Here is an 18,979-nt window from a genome sequence, read left to right on the forward strand (position 1 = left end):
ACGTGGCGACGATCACCACTGGCACCACCGGCACCACCCGCGCGAAGCAGGCCACCACCAGCGGCGCCGCGGCGGAGCCCGCCGGCCCGACCGGTCCCCGGCGCGGCCGCACCCCGCAGTGGCTCACCGGGCTGACGCAGGCGCTCGACCGGCCGCTGACCGCCTACTACCTGCTGCTCGGCGCCTCGGCCCTGCTGCTCACCATCGGCGTGATCATGGTGCTCTCGGCCTCCAGCGTCTACGCCTACCAGCAGAACGGCGGCGACTCCTACGCCGTCGTCAAGCGGCAGCTGATGTGGGTCGGGCTCGGGCTCCCGGCCGCCTTCGTCGCGACCCGGCTGCCCACCTGGGTGCTCCGAAAGCTCGCCTGGCTCGGCCTGGCCGTCGCGGTCGTCCTGCTGGCGCTCACGCAGACCCCCCTGGGCGTGGAGGTCAACGGCAACACCAACTGGCTGGCGCTCGGCCCGGTCCAGATCCAGCCCTCCGAGATCGCCAAGCTGGCGCTGATCCTCTGGGCGGCCCACGTCTACGCCCGCAAGGAGCGCCGCCTGCACGACTGGCACCACCTCGTCTTCCCGGTGGTGCCCGGGGTGCTGCTGGTCGCCGGACTGGTGATCCTCGGGCACGACCTCGGCACCGCCCTGGTCATGTTCGCGATCCTGCTCGGGATGCTCTGGGTGGCCGGCGCCCCGGGCCGGCTGTTCGCCTTCGCGCTCACCGTGGTCGGGGTCGGGGCGTTCTACCTGGCGACCACCAACGACGAGCGCCGCGAGCGGCTGCTCAGCTTCGCCGACCCGTTCAAGGACTACCTCAACGCCGGCTGGCAGCCGGCCCACGGCCTCTACGCCCTCTCGACCGGGGGCTGGTTCGGCGAGGGCATCGGCGCCAGCCAGCAGAAGTGGGGGGACCTCCCCGAGGCGCACACCGACTTCATCTTCGCGGTCCTCGGCGAGGAGCTCGGCCTCATCGGCACGCTGCTGGTTCTCGCGCTCTTCCTCACGATCGCCTTCGCCGCGACCCGCGTGGCCAGCACCACGTCGGACCCGTTCGTGCGCTACGCGTCGTTCGGCATCACGATCTGGCTGCTGGGCCAGATGATCATCAACGTGGGTATGGTGCTGGCGATGCTGCCCGTCATCGGGATCCCGCTCCCGCTCATCTCCTACGGAGGCTCGGCCCTCCTGCCGTCCCTGGTCGCCCTGGGCATCCTGGTCGGCTTCGCCCGGTCCGAGCCGGAGGCCGCCCGCGCGCTCGCGGCCCGGCGCCGGCGCCGCGCGACCGGGGTCTCGGCCGCGTCCGCACCGGCGGCGACCCGCCCGCGCACCGGGCAGCGACGGGGCCAGTGATGCGGGTCCTGCTCGCCGGCGGGGGGACCGCCGGCCACACCTCGCCCCTGCTCGCCACCGCCGACGCGCTCGTCCGACTGGCGCCGGGCGTCGAGATCACCTGCCTGGGCACCCCCCGCGGCCTGGAGACCCGGGTGGTGCCCGAGGCCGGGTACCCCCTCGAGATGGTCCCGCCGGTGCCGTTGCCGCGACGTCCCGGCGCCGACCTGCTGCGGGTCCCGGGGCGGCTCGGTGGCGCGGTCCGCGAGGCCCTGGCGGTGCTGGACCGGGTCCGGCCCGACGTGGTCGTCGGCTACGGCGGCTACGTCTCGATGCCGGCCTACCTGGCCGCCCGCCGGCGCCGGGTGCCGGTGGTCGTGCACGAGCAGAATGCGCTGCCCGGCCTGGCCAACAAGGCCGGCGCCCGGATCGCCGCCCGGGTCGCGGTCAGCTTCCCGGACACCTCGCTGCCGCGGGCCGAGTACGTCGGCCTCCCGATCCGGCGGATGATCAGCACCCTCGACCGGCCGGCGCGGCGAGCCGAGGCGCGGGCGTTCTTCGGCCTCGACCCGGACCGTCCGACGCTGCTCGTCACCGGGGGGTCGCAGGGCGCCCGGCGACTGAACCAGTCGGTCGCCGGCGCCGCGACCGCGCTCGGCGAGGCCGGTGTCCAGGTGCTGCACGTCGCCGGGCCGCACGGCGAGGTGGAGCCGGCGCCCAGCGCCGCGGCGTACGTCGTGGTCCCGTTCGTGGACCGGATGGACCTCGCCTACGCCGCCGCCGACGTGGTCGTCTGCCGCTCCGGCGCGTCCAGCGTCACCGAGGCCGCCGCCACCGGGCTGCCCGCGGTCTTCGTCCCGCTCCCGATCGGCAACGGGGAGCAGGCCCTCAACGCTCGGCCGGTCGTCGACGCCGGTGGCGGCCTGATGGTCGCCGACGAGGCCCTCACCAGCGAGTGGGTGGCCGCGACCCTTCCTGCGCTGGCCACCGACGTCGGACGCCTGGCCGCGATGGGCTCGGCGGCCGCCGAGCTGATCCCTCGCGACGCCGACGAGAAGCTGGCCCGGATCGTGCTCGAGGTCGCGGGGGACCGGGCATGAGGCTGCCGGTGCCCGACGTGCTGCTCCCGGCCGAGGAGCTCGGACGGGTGCACTTCGTCGGGATCGGTGGGGCCGGTCTGTCCGCGATCGCGCGGATCATGCTGGCCCGCGGCATCGCCGTCAGCGGCAGCGACGGCACCGACTCGCCCACCCTCGAGGCCCTGCGCGCGCTCGGCGCTCGGGTCCACCTCGGCCACGACGCCGCGCACGTCGCCGACGTCGACACGCTGGTGGTCTCCACCGCGGTCCGCGAGGACAACCCCGAGTACCTCGAGGCCCGGGACCGGGGGCTGCGGATCCTGCCGCGCTCGGCCGGCCTGGCCGCCGTCATGGCCGGGAGGCGGACGATCGCCGTCGCCGGGACGCACGGCAAGACCACCACCACCTCGCTGCTCACGATGGCGCTGAAGGCGGCCGGCGCGGACCCGACCTACGCCGTGGGGGGCGACCTGGCCGGCACCGGGGTCAACGCCGAGGACGGCACCGGGGAGGTGTTCGTCGCCGAGGCCGACGAGAGCGACGGCGCGTTCCTCGTCTACTCGCCCGCCCTGGCCGTGGTCACCAACATCGACGCCGACCACCTCGACCAGTGGGGCACCGAGGAGGCCTACCGGGCCGCGTTCGTCGACTTCCTGGACCGGATCGAGCCGGGCGGGCTGCTGGTCACCTGGGGCGACGACCCGCGGACCGTCGAGCTGGCCCGGGTCGCCCGGGACCGGGGGGTGGGGGTGCGGACCTACGGGTTCGACGAGGGTGCCGACCTGGTCGCCCACGACGTGCGGGCGCAGGGCAGCAGCACCCGGTTCGCCGTCCGCCACGGGGCCGAGGAGCTCGGCGAGGTGACGCTGCGGATCCCAGGACGCCACTACGTGCTCAACAGCCTGGCTGCGCTCGCCGTCGGCCTCGAGCTGGGTCACGACGTCGCGGACCTGCGCCGCGGGCTGGAGGACTTCACCGGCACCCGGCGACGGATGGAGCTCAAGGGCGAGGCGGCGGGAGTGCGCGTCTACGACTCCTACGCCCACCACCCGAGCGAGATCCGCGGCGACCTCGAGGCCGCTCGGGCCGTGGCCGGGGAGGGCCGGCTGGTGGTCGCGTTCCAGCCGCACCTGGTCTCCCGGACCCGGATCTTCGGGGAGCGGATGGGCATCGAGCTCGGCGCGGCCGACGAGGTCGTGGTGCTCGACGTCTACCTCGCCCGCGAGGAGGCGGACCCGGAGGTCACCGGCGCCCTCGTCGCCGGTGCGGTGCCGCTGCCCCCCGAGGCGGTCCACCTCGTCCCCGCGCTGGAGGACGCCCCGCAGGTGCTCGTCGACCTGGCCCGCCCCGGCGACCTGGTCCTCACGCTGGGCGCCGGGACGGTCACCGGCCTCGGCCCGTTGGTGCTCGACCTGCTCGCGGCCCGGCCCGATGCCTGACCGCGCGCTCGACGAGGAGGCCGCGCGCGAGCTGAGCCGACGCCGGTTCGCGCGTCGCCAGTGGGCCCGGCGGTGGCTGGCCTGGCGGGTGCTGGTGGTGGTCGCCGTCGTCACCGGCGCCCTCGTCGCGGCCACCTGGCTGCTGCTCTTCTCCCAGGTGATGGCGGTCCAGCAGGTCGAGGTGCGTGGCAACGCGCTGCTCAGCGACGGCGACGTGCGCCGGGCGGCCGCCGTACCTGCCGGCGAGCCGTTGGCCCGCACCGACCTCGACGGCGCCCGGGCCCGCATCGAGGCGCTGCCGCAGGTGCGGTCCGTGGACGTCTCGCGGGCCTGGCCCGACGGCATCCTGGTCCGCATCGAGGAGCGCGAGGCGGTGGCCGTCGTCGAGATCGACGGACGCCAGCGGGGGATGGACGAGGACGGCGTGGTCTTCCGTGACTACCGGCGCGCGCCGGCGCAGCTGCCCAGGATCCGGGTCGCCGCCGACACCCGCGGCGAGGCGATGGCCGAGGGGGCTCGGGTCGTGGGCGTGCTGCCCGACGAGATCGCGCGCACCGTCGACTACGTCGAGCTGGCCAGCATCGACCGGATCTCCCTGCGCCTGCGGGACGGTCGCACCGTGGTCTGGGGGAGCGCCGAGGCCTCCGAGGACAAGGCCCGGGTCCTCAGCGTCCTCCTGGACCGCCCCGCCACCGTGTACGACGTCACCGTCCCCGGTCAGCCCACCACCTCCGACTGACCCTCCTCCCCGGATAGTCCACGAAGTTCGAGTCGTGATCGGCGTCCTCGGGCGACTCGAACTTCGTGGACTATCGAGAAATGTGGATTGGTGGGGTGGGGGTGGGGCGTGTCGGCAGGGAATCGGGGGCGGCCGTGCCTACTGTCTTCATCATCGAGAGGTTGACATAACTATAACCCTCCACTTCAGGGTTAGGGTTTCTCGCCGATCGGGAGCACGAGGAGTCAGGCCCAACCGCCCGGACGGGCAGCTGGGCGTCACCGACAGGAGAGGCACGCACCGCCGTGGCAGCAGCACAGAACTACCTGGCCATCATCAAGGTCGTGGGCATCGGTGGAGGTGGCGTCAACGCCGTCAACCGGATGATCGAGGTCGGACTCAAGGGTGTCGAGTTCATCGCGATCAACACCGACGCACAGGCACTGCTCATGAGTGACGCCGACGTGAAGCTCGACATCGGCCGCGAGCTGACGCGCGGGCTCGGCGCCGGCGCCAACCCCGAGATCGGCGGCAAGGCCGCCGAGGACCACGCCGACGAGATCGAGGAGGTGCTCAAGGGCGCCGACATGGTCTTCGTGACCGCCGGCGAGGGAGGCGGCACCGGCACCGGCGGCGCGCCGGTCGTGGCCCGGATCGCCCGCTCGCTCGGCGCGCTGACGATCGGCGTCGTGACCCGGCCGTTCGCCTTCGAGGGACGCCGTCGCGCCAACTCCGCGGAGGAGGGCATCGCCCAGCTCCGCGAGGAGGTCGACACCCTCATCGTCATCCCCAACGACCGGTTGCTGTCGATCAGTGACCGCAACGTCTCGATCCTGGACGCCTTCAAGCAGGCCGACCACGTGCTGCTGCAGGGCGTCTCGGGCATCACCGACCTGATCACCACCCCCGGGCTGATCAACCTCGACTTCGCCGACGTGAAGTCGGTCATGGCCAACGCCGGCTCCGCCCTGATGGGGATCGGCTCGGCACGGGGCGAGGACCGCTCGGTGGCCGCGGCCGAGATGGCCGTCTCGAGCCCGCTGCTCGAGGCCAGCATCGACGGTGCGTACGGCGTGCTGCTCTCGATCGCCGGTGGCTCCGACCTGGGACTGTTCGAGATCAACGAGGCGGCGGCGCTGGTCGCGCAGTCGGCGCACCCGGATGCCAACATCATCTTCGGCGCCACGATCGAGGACTCCCTCGGCGACGAGGTCCGGGTCACGGTGATCGCGGCCGGCTTCGACGGCGGGATGCCCAAGCGGCGTGACGAGGGCACGGTCCTGCGCCGCGAGCCGCGACCGCAGCAGTCGCAGGAGGAGACCCGCGCCGCGGCCCAGCAGCTGGCCACCCAGCGGCAGCCGGAGCCGGCCCAGCAGGCGAGCCGACCGGCGCCCGCGGCCCAGCGGCCGGCTCAGCCGGCGGCCCAGCAGTCGACGAGCCAGTCGGCCCAGCAGCCGACCCAGCCGTCCGGCCAGCCGTCGTCCCCGTCGGGCCAGCAGTCGCCCAACCAGACCGGCCAGTCGACCGGCCCCTCCGCGCCGCGGGCGGTGCCCCGGCAGGTCGAGTTCGACGACGACGACCTGGACGTGCCGGACTTCTTGAAGTAGTCGCGCTTGTACGCCCACCGCGCCACCCACGGCCCCGTCGACCTGGCCTTCACGGACAGGTACGGCGGGGTCAGCGGCGTCCCCTTCGAGGAGCTGAACCTGGCCCTGGTCTCCGAGGACGACGCCGCGGACCGCGCCGAGAACCTGCGCCGGGTCCTGGCGGACTTCGCGCCGGGCGCCCGGCTGGCCGACATGCACCAGGTGCACGGCGCGACGGTGCAGATGGTCCAGGGCCCCCAGGGCCCCCAGGGCCCCGACGGGGCCGGGGGTCGTGAGGGGACGCCGCCCGAGTGCGACGCCCTGGTGACCGCCGATGCCGACGTCGTGCTGATGGTGCGGGTGGCCGACTGCGTCCCGGTCCTGCTCGCCGACCCCGACCACGGGGTGATCGGGGCGGCCCACGCCGGCCGGTCCGGCGTCGCGGCCGGGGTGGTGCCCGCCGCCGTCGAGCGGATGCGGGCCCTGGGGGCCGACCGGGTCACCGCCTGGGTCGGCCCGCACGTGTGCGGCGCCTGCTACGAGGTGCCGGCGGCCCTCCAGGAGGAGGTCGCGGCCCGGGAGCCGACGACCCGGTCCACGACCAGCTGGGGGACCAGCGCCCTGGACCTCGGCGCCGGTGTCCGGGCCCAGCTGGCCCGGGCGGGGGTGGAGGTGGTCGACGTCTCCCGGTGCACCCGGGAGTCGGCCGACCTCTACTCGCACCGCCGGGACGGTGCCAGCGCCGGTCGGTCGGCCGGCCTGATCCGGAGGCGGTCGTGAGCCGCCGCGAGGAGCTCGCCGACGGCCTGGCCGGCGTACGGCGACGGATCGCCGCGGCGTGCGCCGAGGTCGGGCGGGACGCCGAGGAGGTCGGCCTCACCGTGGTGACCAAGTTCTTCCCGGCCACGGACGTCCGGCTGCTGGCCGAGCTCGGGGTCACCGACGTCGGCGAGAACCGGCACCAGGAGGCCGAGGCCAAGGTCGCCGAGTGCGCCGGGGTGGGGGTCCGCTGGCACTTCGTGGGCGGCCTGCAGTCCAAGAAGGCGGCCGCCGTGGCGGCGTACGCCGACGTGGTCGAGTCGGTCGACCGCGCCAAGCTGCTGCCGGGTCTCTCGCGGGGCGCGACCGCCCGCGGTCGCGAGCTGGACTGCCTCGTGCAGGTCAGCCTCGACCCGCCGGGGGCGGAGGGGCGCTCGGGCGTGCCGCCCGAGGGACTGGCCGACCTGGCCGAGCGGGTCACGGCCACCGAGGGCCTGCGACTGCGCGGCCTGATGGCGGTGGCCCCACTCGGTGTGGATGCCGCCGAGGCGTTCGACCGGCTCGCGGCCGTTGCCGCGGACTTCCGCACCGAGCACCCCACAGCCGACTGGCTCTCCGCGGGCATGAGCGGGGACCTCGAGGCCGCCGTGACGCGCGGCGCGACACACGTACGGATAGGCAGCGCGGTCCTCGGTCCACGCCCTTCGATCAAGTAATGTCACACACCAGACGCGGCCCCACGTGATGGGGCCGCAGGAATACCGGAGGAACAGCTCATGAGCGGCGCGATGCGCAAGATCGGTGAGTACCTCGGCCTGCTCGAGGACACCGGCCGGTACCCCGACGACGAGGGCTACGACGAGTACGCCGAGGCCCCCGTGCGGGCCGCGGCGGCCGCCGAGAGCCGCCCTGCCCCCGTGTCCAACCTCACCGACCGGCGGCGACCCCAGCCGGTCCCCAGCGCAGGAGTTGTCGCCGAGTTGTCCCGGATCACCACCCTGCACCCGCGCACCTACAACGAGGCCCGGACGATCGGTGAGAACTTCCGCGAGGGCGTCCCGGTGATCATGAACCTCGGCGAGATGGACGACTCGGACGCCAAGCGCCTGGTCGACTTCGCCGCCGGCCTGGTCTTCGCCACGCGGGGCACCATCGAGCGGGTGACCAGCAAGGTGTTCCTGCTCTCGCCGCCGAACGTGACGGTGGCCGCCGAGGACAAGGAGCGCATCGCCGAGGGCGGCTTCTTCAACCAGAGCTGACGACACCCGTGTTCATCATCGGCTCTCTCATCGAGGGCATCCTCTTCTTCTTCATCGCGCTGCTGTGGGTCCGCTTCGTCTTCGACTGGGTCCAGGTGTTCGCGCGCTCGTGGTCGCCACGCGGGCCGCTGCTGGTCCTGCTCGAGATCGTCTACTCGATCACCGACCCGCCGGTGAAGGCGCTGCGGAGGGTGATCCCGCCGCTGAGGCTGGGGAGCATCGCGCTCGACCTCAGCTTCCTCATCGTGCTGGTGGCCGCCTACCTCCTGCTCCGGCTGAACCAGATGCTCCTCCTGGGAGGCTGATCGTGTGCCGGGGCACTGATGCGGGTCGGGCGACTAGCGCTATTGTTCGACAGACAGAACGACCGATGACGACTAACGAATGGGTGAGGTCATGCCGCTGACGCCTGAGGACGTGAGCAACAAGCGCTTTACTCCCGTCCGGCTCCGCGAGGGGTACGACATGGGTGAGGTCGACCAGTTCCTCGACGAGGTGGAGGGCGAGCTGGCGCGGCTCACGAAGGAGAACGACGACCTCCGGTCGAAGTTGTCCGCGGCCCAGGCCGGTGGTTCGTCGACGCCGGCGCCCAAGCCGGAGCCGGTCGTCGAGAAGAAGCCCGAGCCCGAGCCCGAGCCGACCCCGGCTCCGGTCGCGGCACCGGTGGCAGCGGCGGCGGCCTCGCAGGTCGAGACGATCCGTGTCGAGACCGTGCCGGAGGCATCCAACGCGGCCGCCCGGCTCCTGGAGATCGCCACCCGCAACGCCGACGAGCTGGTCGAGGACGCCAAGAACGAGGCGGACAAGATCGTGGGGGAGGCGCGGACGAAGTCCGAGCGTCTTGAGGCCGAGGCCAAGACCAAGTCCGACCGGCTCGAGGCCGACGCCCGCAGCCGCTCGCAGATGCTCGACTCCGAGACCGCCGAGCGTCGCCAGCAGATGTTCGGCGACCTCGAGAAGGAGCGGGACAAGCTCAACGCCGAGGTCGAGAACCTGCGCTCCTTCGAGCGCGAGTACCGCTCGCGGCTGAAGAGCTACTTCACCTCGCAGCTCGAGGCCCTCGACGCCGCGCCGGAGGGTGGACCGACCGAGTCGTCGGGCCAGGCCCCGAAGCGCCTGCGCTCGATCCTCGGCGAGGACGACGCCTGAGACCCAGGCGACAGCGCACCTGCACGGTCACCGCGGCCGGGTTCCCCATGGGAGCCCGGCCGCGGTGCTGCTGCGCGTCGGTTTGAGTCGGCTCCGGCAAGGCGTTACCCTCCCTCCCACTCGGCACGTGGCGCCCGCCACATGGCGACCGGCTGATGAGGGGGCCTCGTTCCATGGCAAGCAGCACGCGCAAGTCCTTGACGGGGTCCGCGGCCGCGGCCGCGAAGCGAGTGATCGGGCGCCGCGGGAAGGCCTCCGCGGCTGCTGTGGCCGCCCCCTCGACGTCGGCCGCGAAGAAGACGTCGGCGACGAAGGCATCGGCGGGCAAGCCTGCGAAGAAGGCGGCCACGAAGGCGCCCGCCACGAAGGCGCCCACGAAGAAGGCGCCGGCGAAGAAAGCCGCCGCCAAGGCCCCGGCCAAGAAGGCCGCCACGAAGGCGCCGGCGAAGAAGACGGCCACGGAGAAGACGGCCGCGAAGGCACCCGCGAAGAAGGCCGCCACGAAGACAGCCACCAAGGCCCCCGCGAAGAAGGCCGCCAAGGCCCCGGCCAAGAAGTCCGCCCCCAGGAAGACCTCGGCGAAGAAGGCACCTGCCAGCGCCCTCGTGGTCAAGGAGGGCGAGGGTGCCTGGACGAAGGCCGAGCTCGACGAAGTGCTCGTGGAGCTCAATGAGACCGCCGACCGCCTGCGTGCCGAGCTGCACGACCAGGAGGAGGAGCTGGCCGGCCTGATGCGGGACGCCGGCGACGGTGCCGGTCACGACCAGGCCGACATGGGTGCCACCAGCTTCGAGCGTGACCACGAGCTGACCGTGGTCGCCAACGCCCGCGACATGCTGGCCCAGATCGAGCGGGCGCTGGGCCGCATCGAGGACGGGTCCTACGGCATCTGCGAGTCCTGCGGGAACCCCATCGGCAAGATGCGGGTGATGGCCTTCCCGCGTGCCACACTGTGCCTGTCATGCAAGCAGCGCGAGGAGCGTCGCTGAACGCCAGCGAACCCACCAGGACCCGTCCGGTCCCCGCCCCCCGACTGCTGGGGCTGTTCGCCGCGGTCGCCCTCGCCGGCTACGCCGTCGACGTGGTCACCAAGGTGCTCGCGGTCGACCGGCTCACCCGCGGTGAGACCGTGCCGGTCCTGGGGGACTGGTTCGGGCTGTACCTGACGCGCAACCCCGGGGCGGCGTTCTCGACGGGGACCTCCTACACCGTCGTCCTGAGCCTGATCTCGATCGCGGCCGTGTGCGTGGTGCTCTACCTCGTCCGCCGGATCGGGAGCGCCGGCTGGGCGGTGGGCCTCGGCCTGCTGCTCGCGGGCGTGTCGGGCAACCTCACCGACCGGGTGCTCCGGTCGCCGGGGCCGCTGCGCGGGCACGTGATCGACTTCCTCCAGCTGCCGAACTGGCCGATCTTCAACGTCGCCGACATCTGCATCAACCTGGCGGCCGCCGTCATCGTCGTCCAGTCGCTGCGCGGGATCGCCATCGACGGGCACCGGGACCGGGAGGCGCAGGACCCGGACGAGGCGTCATGAGCGACCAGCGGGTGGTGTTCGTCCCCGAGGGGATGGCCGGGGAGCGCGTCGACACCGCGATCGCCCGGATGTTCGGGGTCTCCCGCACCCGGGCCGCCGACCTGATCGCCGAGGGGCACGTGCAGGTCGACGGCGACGGGGTCGGCAAGTCCGACCGGGTGCACGCCGGGGCGATGCTCGACGTGACCATCCCGGTGCTCGGCGACCCGCTGGCGGTGGTCCCCGAGGTGGTCGAGGGGATCAAGATCATCCACGACGACGACTCCATCGTGGTCATCGACAAGCCGGTCGGCGTCGCGGTGCACCCCAGCCCGGGCTGGAGCGGTCCGACCGTCGTGGGGCACCTGGCCGGCGCCGGGTTCCGGATCGCCACCAGCGGCGCCTCGGAGCGTCAGGGCATCGTGCAGCGACTCGACGTGGGCACCTCCGGGGTGATGGTGATCTGCAAGTCCGAGCACGCCTACTCGCGGCTCAAGAACGCCTTCCGGCACCGCACCGTCGACAAGACCTACCACGCGCTGGTCCAGGGGCACCCGGACCCGCTCGAGGGCACCATCGACGCCCCCATCGGCCGGCACCCCAAGGCCGACTACAAGTTCGCGGTGATGGCCGACGGCAAGCACAGCATCACCCACTACTCGACGCTCGAGGCGCACCGCTTCGCGAGCCTGCTCGAGGTGCACCTCGAGACCGGTCGCACTCACCAGATCCGCGTGCACATGGCGGCGCTCAAGCACCCGTGCCTGGGCGACCTCACCTACGGCGCCGACCCGACCCTGGCCCGGAGGGCCGGGCTGGAGCGGCAGTGGCTGCATGCGGTGCGGCTCGGCTTCGAGCACCCGGACTCCGGGGACCAGGTGACCTACAGCTCGGAGTACCCGGCCGACCTGGCCGCCGCCCTGGAGACGATCCGGCATGCCGACTGAGGCGGTCGCCGACCTGGAGCTCCGCGCCGCCGTACCCACCGACCTGCCCGCCGTGGCCGAGGTGTACGTCGCGGCGCGCGCCGCCGCCGTGCCCGCGATGCCGGCCCCGGTGCGCCCGGAGGCCGAGGTGCGCGCCTGGGTGAGCGGCTGGGACCTGTCCCGGCACGAGACCTGGGTGGCGACCTCCGGGGGCGCGGTGGTCGGGTTCGCCTCGCTCACCGGCGACTGGCTCGACTCGCTCTACGTCCTGCCCGGCCACGCCCGCGGGGGAGTCGGGTCGGCCCTCCTCGGCGTGGTGATGGGGCTGCGCCCGCAGGGGTTCAGCCTCTGGGTCTTCGAGCAGAACCAGCCGGCCCGGGCCTTCTACGCCGCCCACGGGCTGCTCGAGCTCGAGAGCACCGACGGCTCCGCCAACGAGGAGCGGTCGCCCGACCTCCGGGTGGCCTGGCCGGGGGCGGAGCCGTTGGCGTTCCTCCGGGCCCAGATCGACGAGGTGGACGACGACCTGGCCCGGCTGCTGGCCCGCCGGGTGGCGTTGACCTCGGCGGTCCAGCGGCACAAGCCGGTCGCCGGCCAGGCCGGCCGGGACCCCGAGCGCGAGCACGCGATCGCCGACCGGATGGCCCGGCACGCACCGGCGCTGGGCGCCGCCCGACTGCAGCGGATCGTGCACACGATCATCACCGAGTCGCTCGAGGTGGACGCGGCCGCCGACGGGTCGGAGGGCTCGTAACGGCCGGCTCCGCGGGTGCGGCGGCGTGGTGGGTGCGTCCTGTCAGGATCGGGTCACCGGGTCGCGTAGGCTGACTGGCCTTCCCCGAGATCGCCGTCCGGCCTGACCGCCGCGGTGGAACGAGCATGCCCGCACCTAGTCGTTGGGAGAGTCTCAGGCGATGGCGTCCGACTCCTTCGTGCACCTGCACGTGCACACCGAGTACTCCATGCTCGACGGAGCGGCCCGACTGGGGGCGCTGGCCGAGCGGACCGCCGAGCTGGGCATGCCGGCGATCGCGATGACCGACCACGGCAACGTCTTCGGCGCCTACGAGTTCTACTCCAAGGCCAAGGCGGCCGGCGTCAAGCCGATCATCGGCATCGAGGCCTACATGGCCCCGAACGTCTCCCGCTTCGAGCGCAAGGGCGTCACCTTCTACGGCGGCGGGCCCGACGACGTCTCCAACCGCGGCGCCTACACCCACATGACCCTCCTCTCGGAGACCACCGAGGGCATGCACAACCTGTTCCGGCTCTCGACCGGCGCCTGGCGGGACGGCTTCTTCAAGCACCCCCGCGCCGACCGCGAGCTGCTGCAGCAGCACGGCAGGGGCCTGATCGGCACCACGGGCTGCCCCTCCGGCGAGGTCCAGGTGCACCTGCGGCACGGGCAGTACGACGCCGCCCGCAAGGTGGCCGGGGACTTCCAGGACATCCTCGGGCGCGACAACTACTTCCTCGAGCTCATGGACCACGACCTCGACATCGAGAAGCGGGTCCGCGACGGGCTCCTGGAGCTGGGCCGGGACCTGCGGATCCCGCTGCTGGCGACCAACGACTCGCACTACGTGATGAAGGAGGACGCCAAGTCCCAGGAGCACCTCCTGTGCATCAACTCCGGCAGCACGATGGACATCCCGGCCGGCGACGGACCCGGCCAGCGGTTCGCCTTCAACGGCGACAGCTACTACATCAAGTCCCCGGCCGAGATGCGGGCGCTGTGGGCCGACCGCTACGGGCTGCCTGAGGCCTGCGACAACACGCTGCTGATCGCCGAGCGGTGCGACGTGCAGTTCACCGAGGGCAACGGCACCTTCATGCCGCGGTTCCCGTGCCCCCCGGGGGAGAGCGAGGACTCGTGGCTGGTCAAGGAGGTCGAGAAGGGCCTGCGGTTCCGCTACCCGGCCGGCATCCCCGACGACGTCCGCAAGCAGGCCGACTTCGAGGTCGGCGTGATCACCCAGATGGGCTTCCCCGGCTACTTCCTCGTGGTCGCCGACTTCATCAACTGGGCCAAGGACAACGGCATCCGGGTCGGCCCCGGTCGTGGCTCGGGCGCCGGCTCGATGGTCGCCTACGCGATGCGGATCACCGACCTGGACCCGCTCAAGCACGGCCTGATCTTCGAGCGGTTCCTCAACCCCGACCGGGTCTCCATGCCCGACTTCGACATCGACTTCGACGAGCGTCGGCGCGGCGAGGTGATCCGCTACGTCACCGAGAAGTACGGCGACGACCGGGTCTCGATGATCGTGACCTACGGGACCATCAAGGCCAAGCAGGCGGTCAAGGACTCCTCGCGGATCCTCGCCTACCCGTTCTCGATGGGGGACCGGATCACCAAGGCGATGCCGGCCTCGGTGATGGGCAAGGACGTCCCGCTCAAGGAGATCTTCGACCCCGCCCACAAGCGGTACGGCGAGGGCGGCGAGTTCCGGGCGCTCTACGACGCCGAGCACGACGTGAAGACGGTGGTCGACACCGCCATCGGCATCGAGGGCCTCAAGCGGCAGTGGGGGGTGCACGCGGCCGGCGTGATCATGTCCAGCGAGCCGCTGATCGACGTCATCCCGCTGCTCAAGCGGCCCTCCGACGGGGCGATGATCACCCAGTTCGACTACCCGACGTGCGAGGCGCTCGGGCTGATCAAGATGGACTTCCTGGGGCTGCGCAACCTCACCGTCCTCGACGACGCGGTGAAGAACATCGAGGCGAACCGCGGCGAGAGCGTCGTCCTGGAGGACCTCGAGCTCACCGACGAGGCGACGTACACCCTGCTCCAGCGCGGTGACACCCTCGGCGTCTTCCAGCTCGACGGCGGCCCCATGCGCTCGCTGCTGCGCTCGATGCGACCCGACTGCTTCGAGGACATCTCGGCGGTCGGCGCGCTCTACCGGCCCGGGCCGATGGGCGCCGACTCGCACAACAAGTACGCCCGCCGCAAGACCGGGCGGGAGCCGGTCGAGGCCCTGCACCCCGAGCTGGCCGAGGCGCTCGAGGACATCCTCGGTGAGACCTACGGGCTGATCGTCTACCAGGAGCAGGTGATGGCGATCGCCCAGCAGCTGGCCGGCTACACGCTCGGTCAGGCCGACCTGCTGCGTCGGGCGATGGGCAAGAAGAAGAAGGAGGAGCTGGACAAGCAGTTCGCCATGTTCTCCGCCGGGATGACCGAGCGGGGCTTCTCGGCCGGCGCCATCAAGGCCCTGTGGGACACGCTGCTGCCGTTCTCCGACTACGCGTTCAACAAGGCGCACTCCGCGGCCTACGGCCTGGTCTCCTACTGGACCGCCTACCTCAAGGCCAACTACCCGGCCGAGTACATGGCCGCGCTGCTGACCTCGGTGCGCGACGACAAGGACAAGTCGGCGATCTACCTCAACGAGTGCCGCCGGATGAAGATCCAGGTGCTGCCACCCGACGTCAACGAGTCGGCCTCCGACTTCACCCCCGTCGGCACCGACATCCGCTTCGGCCTCAACGCGATCCGCAACGTCGGGCACACGGTCGTGGACAAGATCGTCGACGCCCGCGAGGAGCACGGCCGGTTCGTCGACTTCAACGACTTCATGGAGAAGGTCCCGCTCCTGGTCTGCAACAAGCGCCTCATCGACTCGCTCGCCAAGGCGGGCGCGTTCGACGACATGAAGCACAAGCGCCGGGCGATCGTCGCGGTCCACGAGGAGGCCGTGGAGAAGTACGCCGAGGCGAAGCGCAACGACGACGGCGGCCAGGGCTCCCTGATGGAGATGCTGGGGACCGGGGACGTGGGTGGCGCCGCCACCGCCGTCGACGTCCCGGACCACATCGACGACTGGGACAAGATGACCCTGCTCGGGCACGAGCGGGACATGCTCGGCCTCTACGTCTCCGACCACCCGCTGCTCGGGCTCGAGCACGTGCTCTCGCGCGGCACCGACTGCTCGATCGGGCAGCTCATGCTCGACGAGGAGCGCCAGGACGGCTCGACGGTGACGGTGTCGGGGCTGGTGACCTCGGTGCAGCGCAAGATCACCAAGCGCGGGGACACCTGGGCGATGGTCACCCTCGAGGACCTCGACGGCGCGATCGACGTGCTGCTCTTCCCGTCGTCCTACCAGCTGGCCGCGACCCACCTGACCCAGGACGCGATCCTCACCGTCAAGGGCCGGCTCTCCCGCAGCAAGGACCAGCCGGAGCTGCACGGGCAGGAGGTCTCGGTCCCCGACATCCACGACGGCCCGTCGGGCCCGGTGGTGATCACGCTCCCGTCCACGCGCTGCACGGCGCCGGTGGTGGAGCAGCTCAAGGAGGTGCTCGGGACGCACCCCGGCATGAGCGAGGTGCAGCTCAAGCTGCTGACCCGCGCCTCCACCACGGTCCTGCGGCTTGACGACCGGCTCCGGGTGAGCCCGAGCCCGGCACTGTTCGCGGACCTCAAGCAGCTGCTCGGGCCGGGTTGTCTTGGCCAGTGACCGACTCGCCCGGGGCCGCGACGCAGTGCTGGTGGTCCTCGGCTTCACCGTGGCGGGCGCGCTCTGCGGCTGGCTCTGGCACGCCTTGTGGGCGCCGGCGCCCACCGGTGTCGTGGTGGGCGAGACGGCCTACTTCCCCCCGGACCAGGAGTTCGCCGGCACCGGGCTGTACATGCTGATCGCGGTCCTGGCGGGGTTGGTCCTCGGCGGGGTCGCGACCTTCCTCCTGGAGCGGGACGAGGTGGTCACGCTGGCCGCGACCGTGCTGGGAGCCGTGGCCGCGGGTGCGGTGATGGCGCTGGTCGGCCACCTGCTCGGCCCGGAGAGCGTCGCGGAGGCGATCGCCCGCACGGCCGACTACGAGGAGGTCCGCAGCGACCTGCGGGTCGGGACGCCGGCGGCGTACGCCGCGTTCCCGGGCGGGGCGCTGATGGGGGCGGTTCTCGTTCTGGTCACGTTCACGCGACACACCCACGCGGGGGAACCAACCGGGGTAGGCTCCGCGTCGCACCAGGCATAGGGATCACACGACGAAACGGGGGAGTCCCATGTCCCAGCACCCGCCCACGGACGGCAGCGGCAGCGGCTTCGGCCAGGACTCCGGCTACGGGGTCAGCGAGCAGCTCTACAGCAGCGACGGCACCCCGATCGCAGCGGAGACCGAACGGCCGCGCCGGGCGCGGAAGGGGCTCCTGGTCGGGGGCGGGGTGGCCCTGGCCGTCCTCGTCGGTGGCGGCGCGTGGGCGCTCTCCGCCTTCTTCTCCCAGGGTGCGCAGCCGGCCGAGGCACTGCCGGCCGGCACGCTGGGCTACGTGGCGATCGACCTCGACCCGACCGGCCAGCAGAAGCTCGAGGCGGTCGAGATGCTGGGCAAGTTCCCGGCGTTCGAGGACAAGATCGGCCTCGACACCGACGACGACGTGAAGCAGAAGCTGTTCGAGGCGATGCAGAGGGACGGGATCTGCCCGGACCTGAACTACGGCAGCGACGTCGAGCCGTGGCTCGGCAACCGGGCCGGGATCGCGGCGGTCGACCTCGGCGAGGACGAGGTGATCCCGGTCGCGGTGGTCCAGGTCAAGGACGGCGACGGGGCGGTCGCGGGCATCGAGAAGCTCGTCGAGTGCAGTGCCGAGGGCGAGGCCCAGGGCGAGGAGAGCGCCGGCGGGGACGAGATCGGCGGCTACGCGGTGAGCGGGGACTGGGTGGTCCTCGCCGAGACCGAGGCCCTGGCCCAGGGCGTCGTCGACGCGACCGCGGAGGCCAACCTCGCCGACGACGAGGAGTACCAGCGCTGGATGGCCTCCGCCGGCGACCCGGGCGTGATGTCGATGTACGCCGCTCCGGCCGCCGGTCAGGCCGTGCTCGACTTCAGCACCGGCTTCGACGACCTCTCCTCCTCGGGCGGCGAGCCCGACCCCCAGACCCGCGAGATGCTCGAGAAGTTCCCCGGCGCCGCCGGGGTGGTCCGGTTCGACGACGGGGCCCTCGAGATGGAGGTCGTGACCGGCGAGCTGGAGAGCGACCTCGCCCAGGCCTTCGGGACCGACCGGGGCGACGACGCGCTCGCCACGCTGCCGCAGTCGACAGCGGTGGCGGTCGGCATCGGCTTCGCCGACGGCTGGGTCGGGACGCTGATCGACTACCTGGGTCCGATGATCGAGGAGGACGCGGGGATGAGCCTGGACGAGGCCCTGGCCGAGGCCGAGCGGGAGACCGGGTTGGCCCTGCCCGAGGACCTCGAGACCCTGCTGGGCACGTCGTTCTCGTTCGCCCTCGACGGCGCGTTCGACCCCGAGCAGTTCTTCGCCGGCGGTGTCGAGGAGTTCCCGCTGGGCGCCAAGATCGCCGGCGACCCGGAGGCGATGGACGCGGTGCTGGAGAAGCTGCGGGCCCGGTTCGGCGCCGACGCCGACCTGCTCGCCTCACGGGTGGACGGGGACCACCTGCTGGTGGGTCCCAGCCCGGCCTACCTCGACCGGCTGGCCGCCGACGGAGGGCTGGGCGACACGGTGGCGTTCCGATCGGTCGTGCCGAACGCCGAGGAGGCGGCGTCGATCTTCTACCTGAACTTCGACGCCGGCAACTGGCTGGTCCGGCTCGCCGAGTTCGACCAGAACGGTGAGACGAAGGAGAACCTCGCGCCGCTGCAGGCCTTCGGGATCAGCTCGTGGATCGAGGACGGCGAGGCGCACTCGCTGGTCCGGCTGACCACCGAGGACTGAGGCCGGACCGCCGGCCGCCGACGCCGGTCAGCGGGCGATCGGGGCGGTGAGCGCCCCGGTCGCCCGGACCAGGTCGGTCGGCGCGAGCTCGACCTCGAGTCCCCGGCGGCCACCGGAGACGAACACGGTCGGGTGGCCGAGCGCCGAGGTGTCGAGCACCGTCGGGAGGGCGCGCCTCTGGCCCACCGGCGAGATCCCCCCGACGACGTACCCGGAGCTGCGCTCCGCGGCCGCCGGGTCGGCCAGGGTGCCGCGGCGGGCGCCGACCGCCCGGGCCAGCGCCTTGAGGTCGAGCTGACCGGTGACCGGCACGATGCCGACGACGAGCGAGCCGTCGGCGTCGGCGAGCAGGGTCTTGAGGACCCGCTCGGCCGGCACCCCCAGCGCCGCGGCGGCCTCGCCCCCGAAGCTGTCGGCCCGCGGGTCGTGCGCGTAGGTGTGCACGGTGAACCCGATGCCGGCCCGGCTCAGTGCGACCGTGGCCGGGGTCCCGGCCCGGCCCGCCGCGCCCTTCCTGAGTGCCATCGACTCAGTC

Annotated in this window: 18 protein-coding genes; 17 read left to right on the forward strand and 1 reads right to left on the reverse strand. The window is 72.4% G+C overall.

What is annotated here, in order from left to right:
- Window positions 1-2: 2 nt before the first annotated feature.
- From ftsW to IE331_RS06310, 17 genes are all read left to right on the forward strand, one after another.
- A complete protein-coding gene (ftsW, locus tag IE331_RS06230; RefSeq protein ID WP_201931209.1) occupies window positions 3-1,346 on the forward strand; it encodes a putative lipid II flippase FtsW in 1,344 nt (447 codons plus the stop codon).
- Window positions 1,346-2,425, forward strand: a complete 1,080-nt coding sequence (gene murG / locus IE331_RS06235; protein ID WP_192141472.1) for an undecaprenyldiphospho-muramoylpentapeptide beta-N-acetylglucosaminyltransferase — start codon at window positions 1,346-1,348, stop codon at window positions 2,423-2,425. The genes ftsW and murG overlap by 1 nt, the downstream gene beginning before the upstream one ends.
- Window positions 2,422-3,843, forward strand: a complete 1,422-nt coding sequence (gene murC, locus IE331_RS06240; protein WP_192141473.1) for a UDP-N-acetylmuramate--L-alanine ligase — start codon at window positions 2,422-2,424, stop codon at window positions 3,841-3,843. The genes murG and murC overlap by 4 nt, the downstream gene beginning before the upstream one ends.
- On the forward strand, window positions 3,836-4,582 hold the full coding sequence (locus IE331_RS06245) for a cell division protein FtsQ/DivIB (protein WP_192141475.1): 747 nt from the start codon (window positions 3,836-3,838) through the stop codon (window positions 4,580-4,582). Before murC ends, IE331_RS06245 begins: the two co-directional genes overlap by 8 nt.
- A 284-nt stretch (window positions 4,583-4,866) precedes the next feature.
- Entirely contained in the window at window positions 4,867-6,168 is a 1,302-nt protein-coding gene (gene ftsZ, locus IE331_RS06250) for a cell division protein FtsZ (protein WP_192141476.1), read from the forward strand.
- A gap of 6 nt (window positions 6,169-6,174) precedes the next feature.
- Complete coding sequence (gene pgeF / locus IE331_RS06255; protein ID WP_192141478.1) at window positions 6,175-6,927, forward strand: peptidoglycan editing factor PgeF; 753 nt, start codon at window positions 6,175-6,177, stop codon at window positions 6,925-6,927.
- Window positions 6,924-7,622, forward strand: a complete 699-nt coding sequence (locus tag IE331_RS06260; protein ID WP_192141480.1) for a YggS family pyridoxal phosphate-dependent enzyme — start codon at window positions 6,924-6,926, stop codon at window positions 7,620-7,622. The genes pgeF and IE331_RS06260 overlap by 4 nt, the downstream gene beginning before the upstream one ends.
- 60 nt (window positions 7,623-7,682) lie before the next feature.
- Entirely contained in the window at window positions 7,683-8,165 is a 483-nt protein-coding gene (locus IE331_RS06265) for a cell division protein SepF (protein ID WP_192141482.1), read from the forward strand.
- 8 nt (window positions 8,166-8,173) lie between these two features.
- Window positions 8,174-8,470: a YggT family protein gene (locus tag IE331_RS06270; RefSeq protein ID WP_192141484.1), complete on the forward strand. Its 297-nt coding sequence runs from the start codon at window positions 8,174-8,176 to the stop codon at window positions 8,468-8,470.
- Window positions 8,471-8,561: 91 nt separating this feature from the next.
- Window positions 8,562-9,314, forward strand: coding sequence for a DivIVA domain-containing protein (locus IE331_RS06275; protein WP_201931214.1), 753 nt, complete (start codon window positions 8,562-8,564; stop codon window positions 9,312-9,314).
- Window positions 9,315-9,487: 173 nt separating this feature from the next.
- On the forward strand, window positions 9,488-10,303 hold the full coding sequence (locus tag IE331_RS06280) for a TraR/DksA family transcriptional regulator (RefSeq protein ID WP_192141488.1): 816 nt from the start codon (window positions 9,488-9,490) through the stop codon (window positions 10,301-10,303).
- A complete protein-coding gene (gene lspA / locus IE331_RS06285) occupies window positions 10,276-10,848 on the forward strand; it encodes a signal peptidase II (RefSeq protein ID WP_192141490.1) in 573 nt (190 codons plus the stop codon). The genes IE331_RS06280 and lspA overlap by 28 nt, the downstream gene beginning before the upstream one ends.
- Entirely contained in the window at window positions 10,845-11,774 is a 930-nt protein-coding gene (locus IE331_RS06290) for an RluA family pseudouridine synthase (protein WP_192141492.1), read from the forward strand. The genes lspA and IE331_RS06290 overlap by 4 nt, the downstream gene beginning before the upstream one ends.
- On the forward strand, window positions 11,764-12,507 hold the full coding sequence (locus tag IE331_RS06295) for a GNAT family N-acetyltransferase (protein WP_192141494.1): 744 nt from the start codon (window positions 11,764-11,766) through the stop codon (window positions 12,505-12,507). The genes IE331_RS06290 and IE331_RS06295 overlap by 11 nt, the downstream gene beginning before the upstream one ends.
- Window positions 12,508-12,667: 160 nt before the next feature.
- Window positions 12,668-16,222: a DNA polymerase III subunit alpha gene (gene dnaE / locus IE331_RS06300; protein WP_192141496.1), complete on the forward strand. Its 3,555-nt coding sequence runs from the start codon at window positions 12,668-12,670 to the stop codon at window positions 16,220-16,222.
- Window positions 16,212-16,742: a hypothetical protein gene (locus IE331_RS06305; RefSeq protein ID WP_192141498.1), complete on the forward strand. Its 531-nt coding sequence runs from the start codon at window positions 16,212-16,214 to the stop codon at window positions 16,740-16,742. Before dnaE ends, IE331_RS06305 begins: the two co-directional genes overlap by 11 nt.
- Before the next feature lie 28 nt (window positions 16,743-16,770).
- On the forward strand, window positions 16,771-18,444 hold the full coding sequence (locus IE331_RS06310) for a DUF3352 domain-containing protein (protein WP_192141500.1): 1,674 nt from the start codon (window positions 16,771-16,773) through the stop codon (window positions 18,442-18,444).
- A 27-nt stretch (window positions 18,445-18,471) separates the two neighbouring features.
- Here the strand turns inward: IE331_RS06310 and ybaK are convergent, their stop codons facing one another.
- A complete protein-coding gene (gene ybaK / locus IE331_RS06315) occupies window positions 18,472-18,969 on the reverse strand; it encodes a Cys-tRNA(Pro) deacylase (protein WP_192141501.1) in 498 nt (165 codons plus the stop codon).
- Window positions 18,970-18,979 lie beyond the last annotated feature (10 nt).

It is taken from the genome of Nocardioides donggukensis (genome assembly GCF_014842875.1).
GTDB classification, from domain to species: Bacteria; Actinomycetota; Actinomycetes; order Propionibacteriales; family Nocardioidaceae; genus Nocardioides; species Nocardioides donggukensis.

Bases quoted from the DNA above. Each gene is read 5' to 3' on its own strand.
- ybaK (WP_192141501.1), bottom strand. From the start codon at position 18,969: ATGGCACTCAGGAAGGGCGCGGCGGGCCGGGCCGGGACCCCGGCCACG.
- IE331_RS06275 (WP_201931214.1), top strand. From the start codon at position 8,562: ATGCCGCTGACGCCTGAGGACGTGAGCAACAAGCGCTTTACTCCCGTC.
- IE331_RS06290 (WP_192141492.1), top strand. From the start codon at position 10,845: ATGAGCGACCAGCGGGTGGTGTTCGTCCCCGAGGGGATGGCCGGGGAG.
- murC (WP_192141473.1), top strand. From the start codon at position 2,422: ATGAGGCTGCCGGTGCCCGACGTGCTGCTCCCGGCCGAGGAGCTCGGA.
- IE331_RS06295 (WP_192141494.1), top strand. From the start codon at position 11,764: ATGCCGACTGAGGCGGTCGCCGACCTGGAGCTCCGCGCCGCCGTACCC.
- lspA (WP_192141490.1), top strand. From the start codon at position 10,276: ATGCAAGCAGCGCGAGGAGCGTCGCTGAACGCCAGCGAACCCACCAGG.
- dnaE (WP_192141496.1), top strand. From the start codon at position 12,668: ATGGCGTCCGACTCCTTCGTGCACCTGCACGTGCACACCGAGTACTCC.
- murG (WP_192141472.1), top strand. From the start codon at position 1,346: ATGCGGGTCCTGCTCGCCGGCGGGGGGACCGCCGGCCACACCTCGCCC.
- IE331_RS06310 (WP_192141500.1), top strand. From the start codon at position 16,771: ATGTCCCAGCACCCGCCCACGGACGGCAGCGGCAGCGGCTTCGGCCAG.
- IE331_RS06245 (WP_192141475.1), top strand. From the start codon at position 3,836: ATGCCTGACCGCGCGCTCGACGAGGAGGCCGCGCGCGAGCTGAGCCGA.
- IE331_RS06280 (WP_192141488.1), top strand. From the start codon at position 9,488: ATGGCAAGCAGCACGCGCAAGTCCTTGACGGGGTCCGCGGCCGCGGCC.
- IE331_RS06265 (WP_192141482.1), top strand. From the start codon at position 7,683: ATGAGCGGCGCGATGCGCAAGATCGGTGAGTACCTCGGCCTGCTCGAG.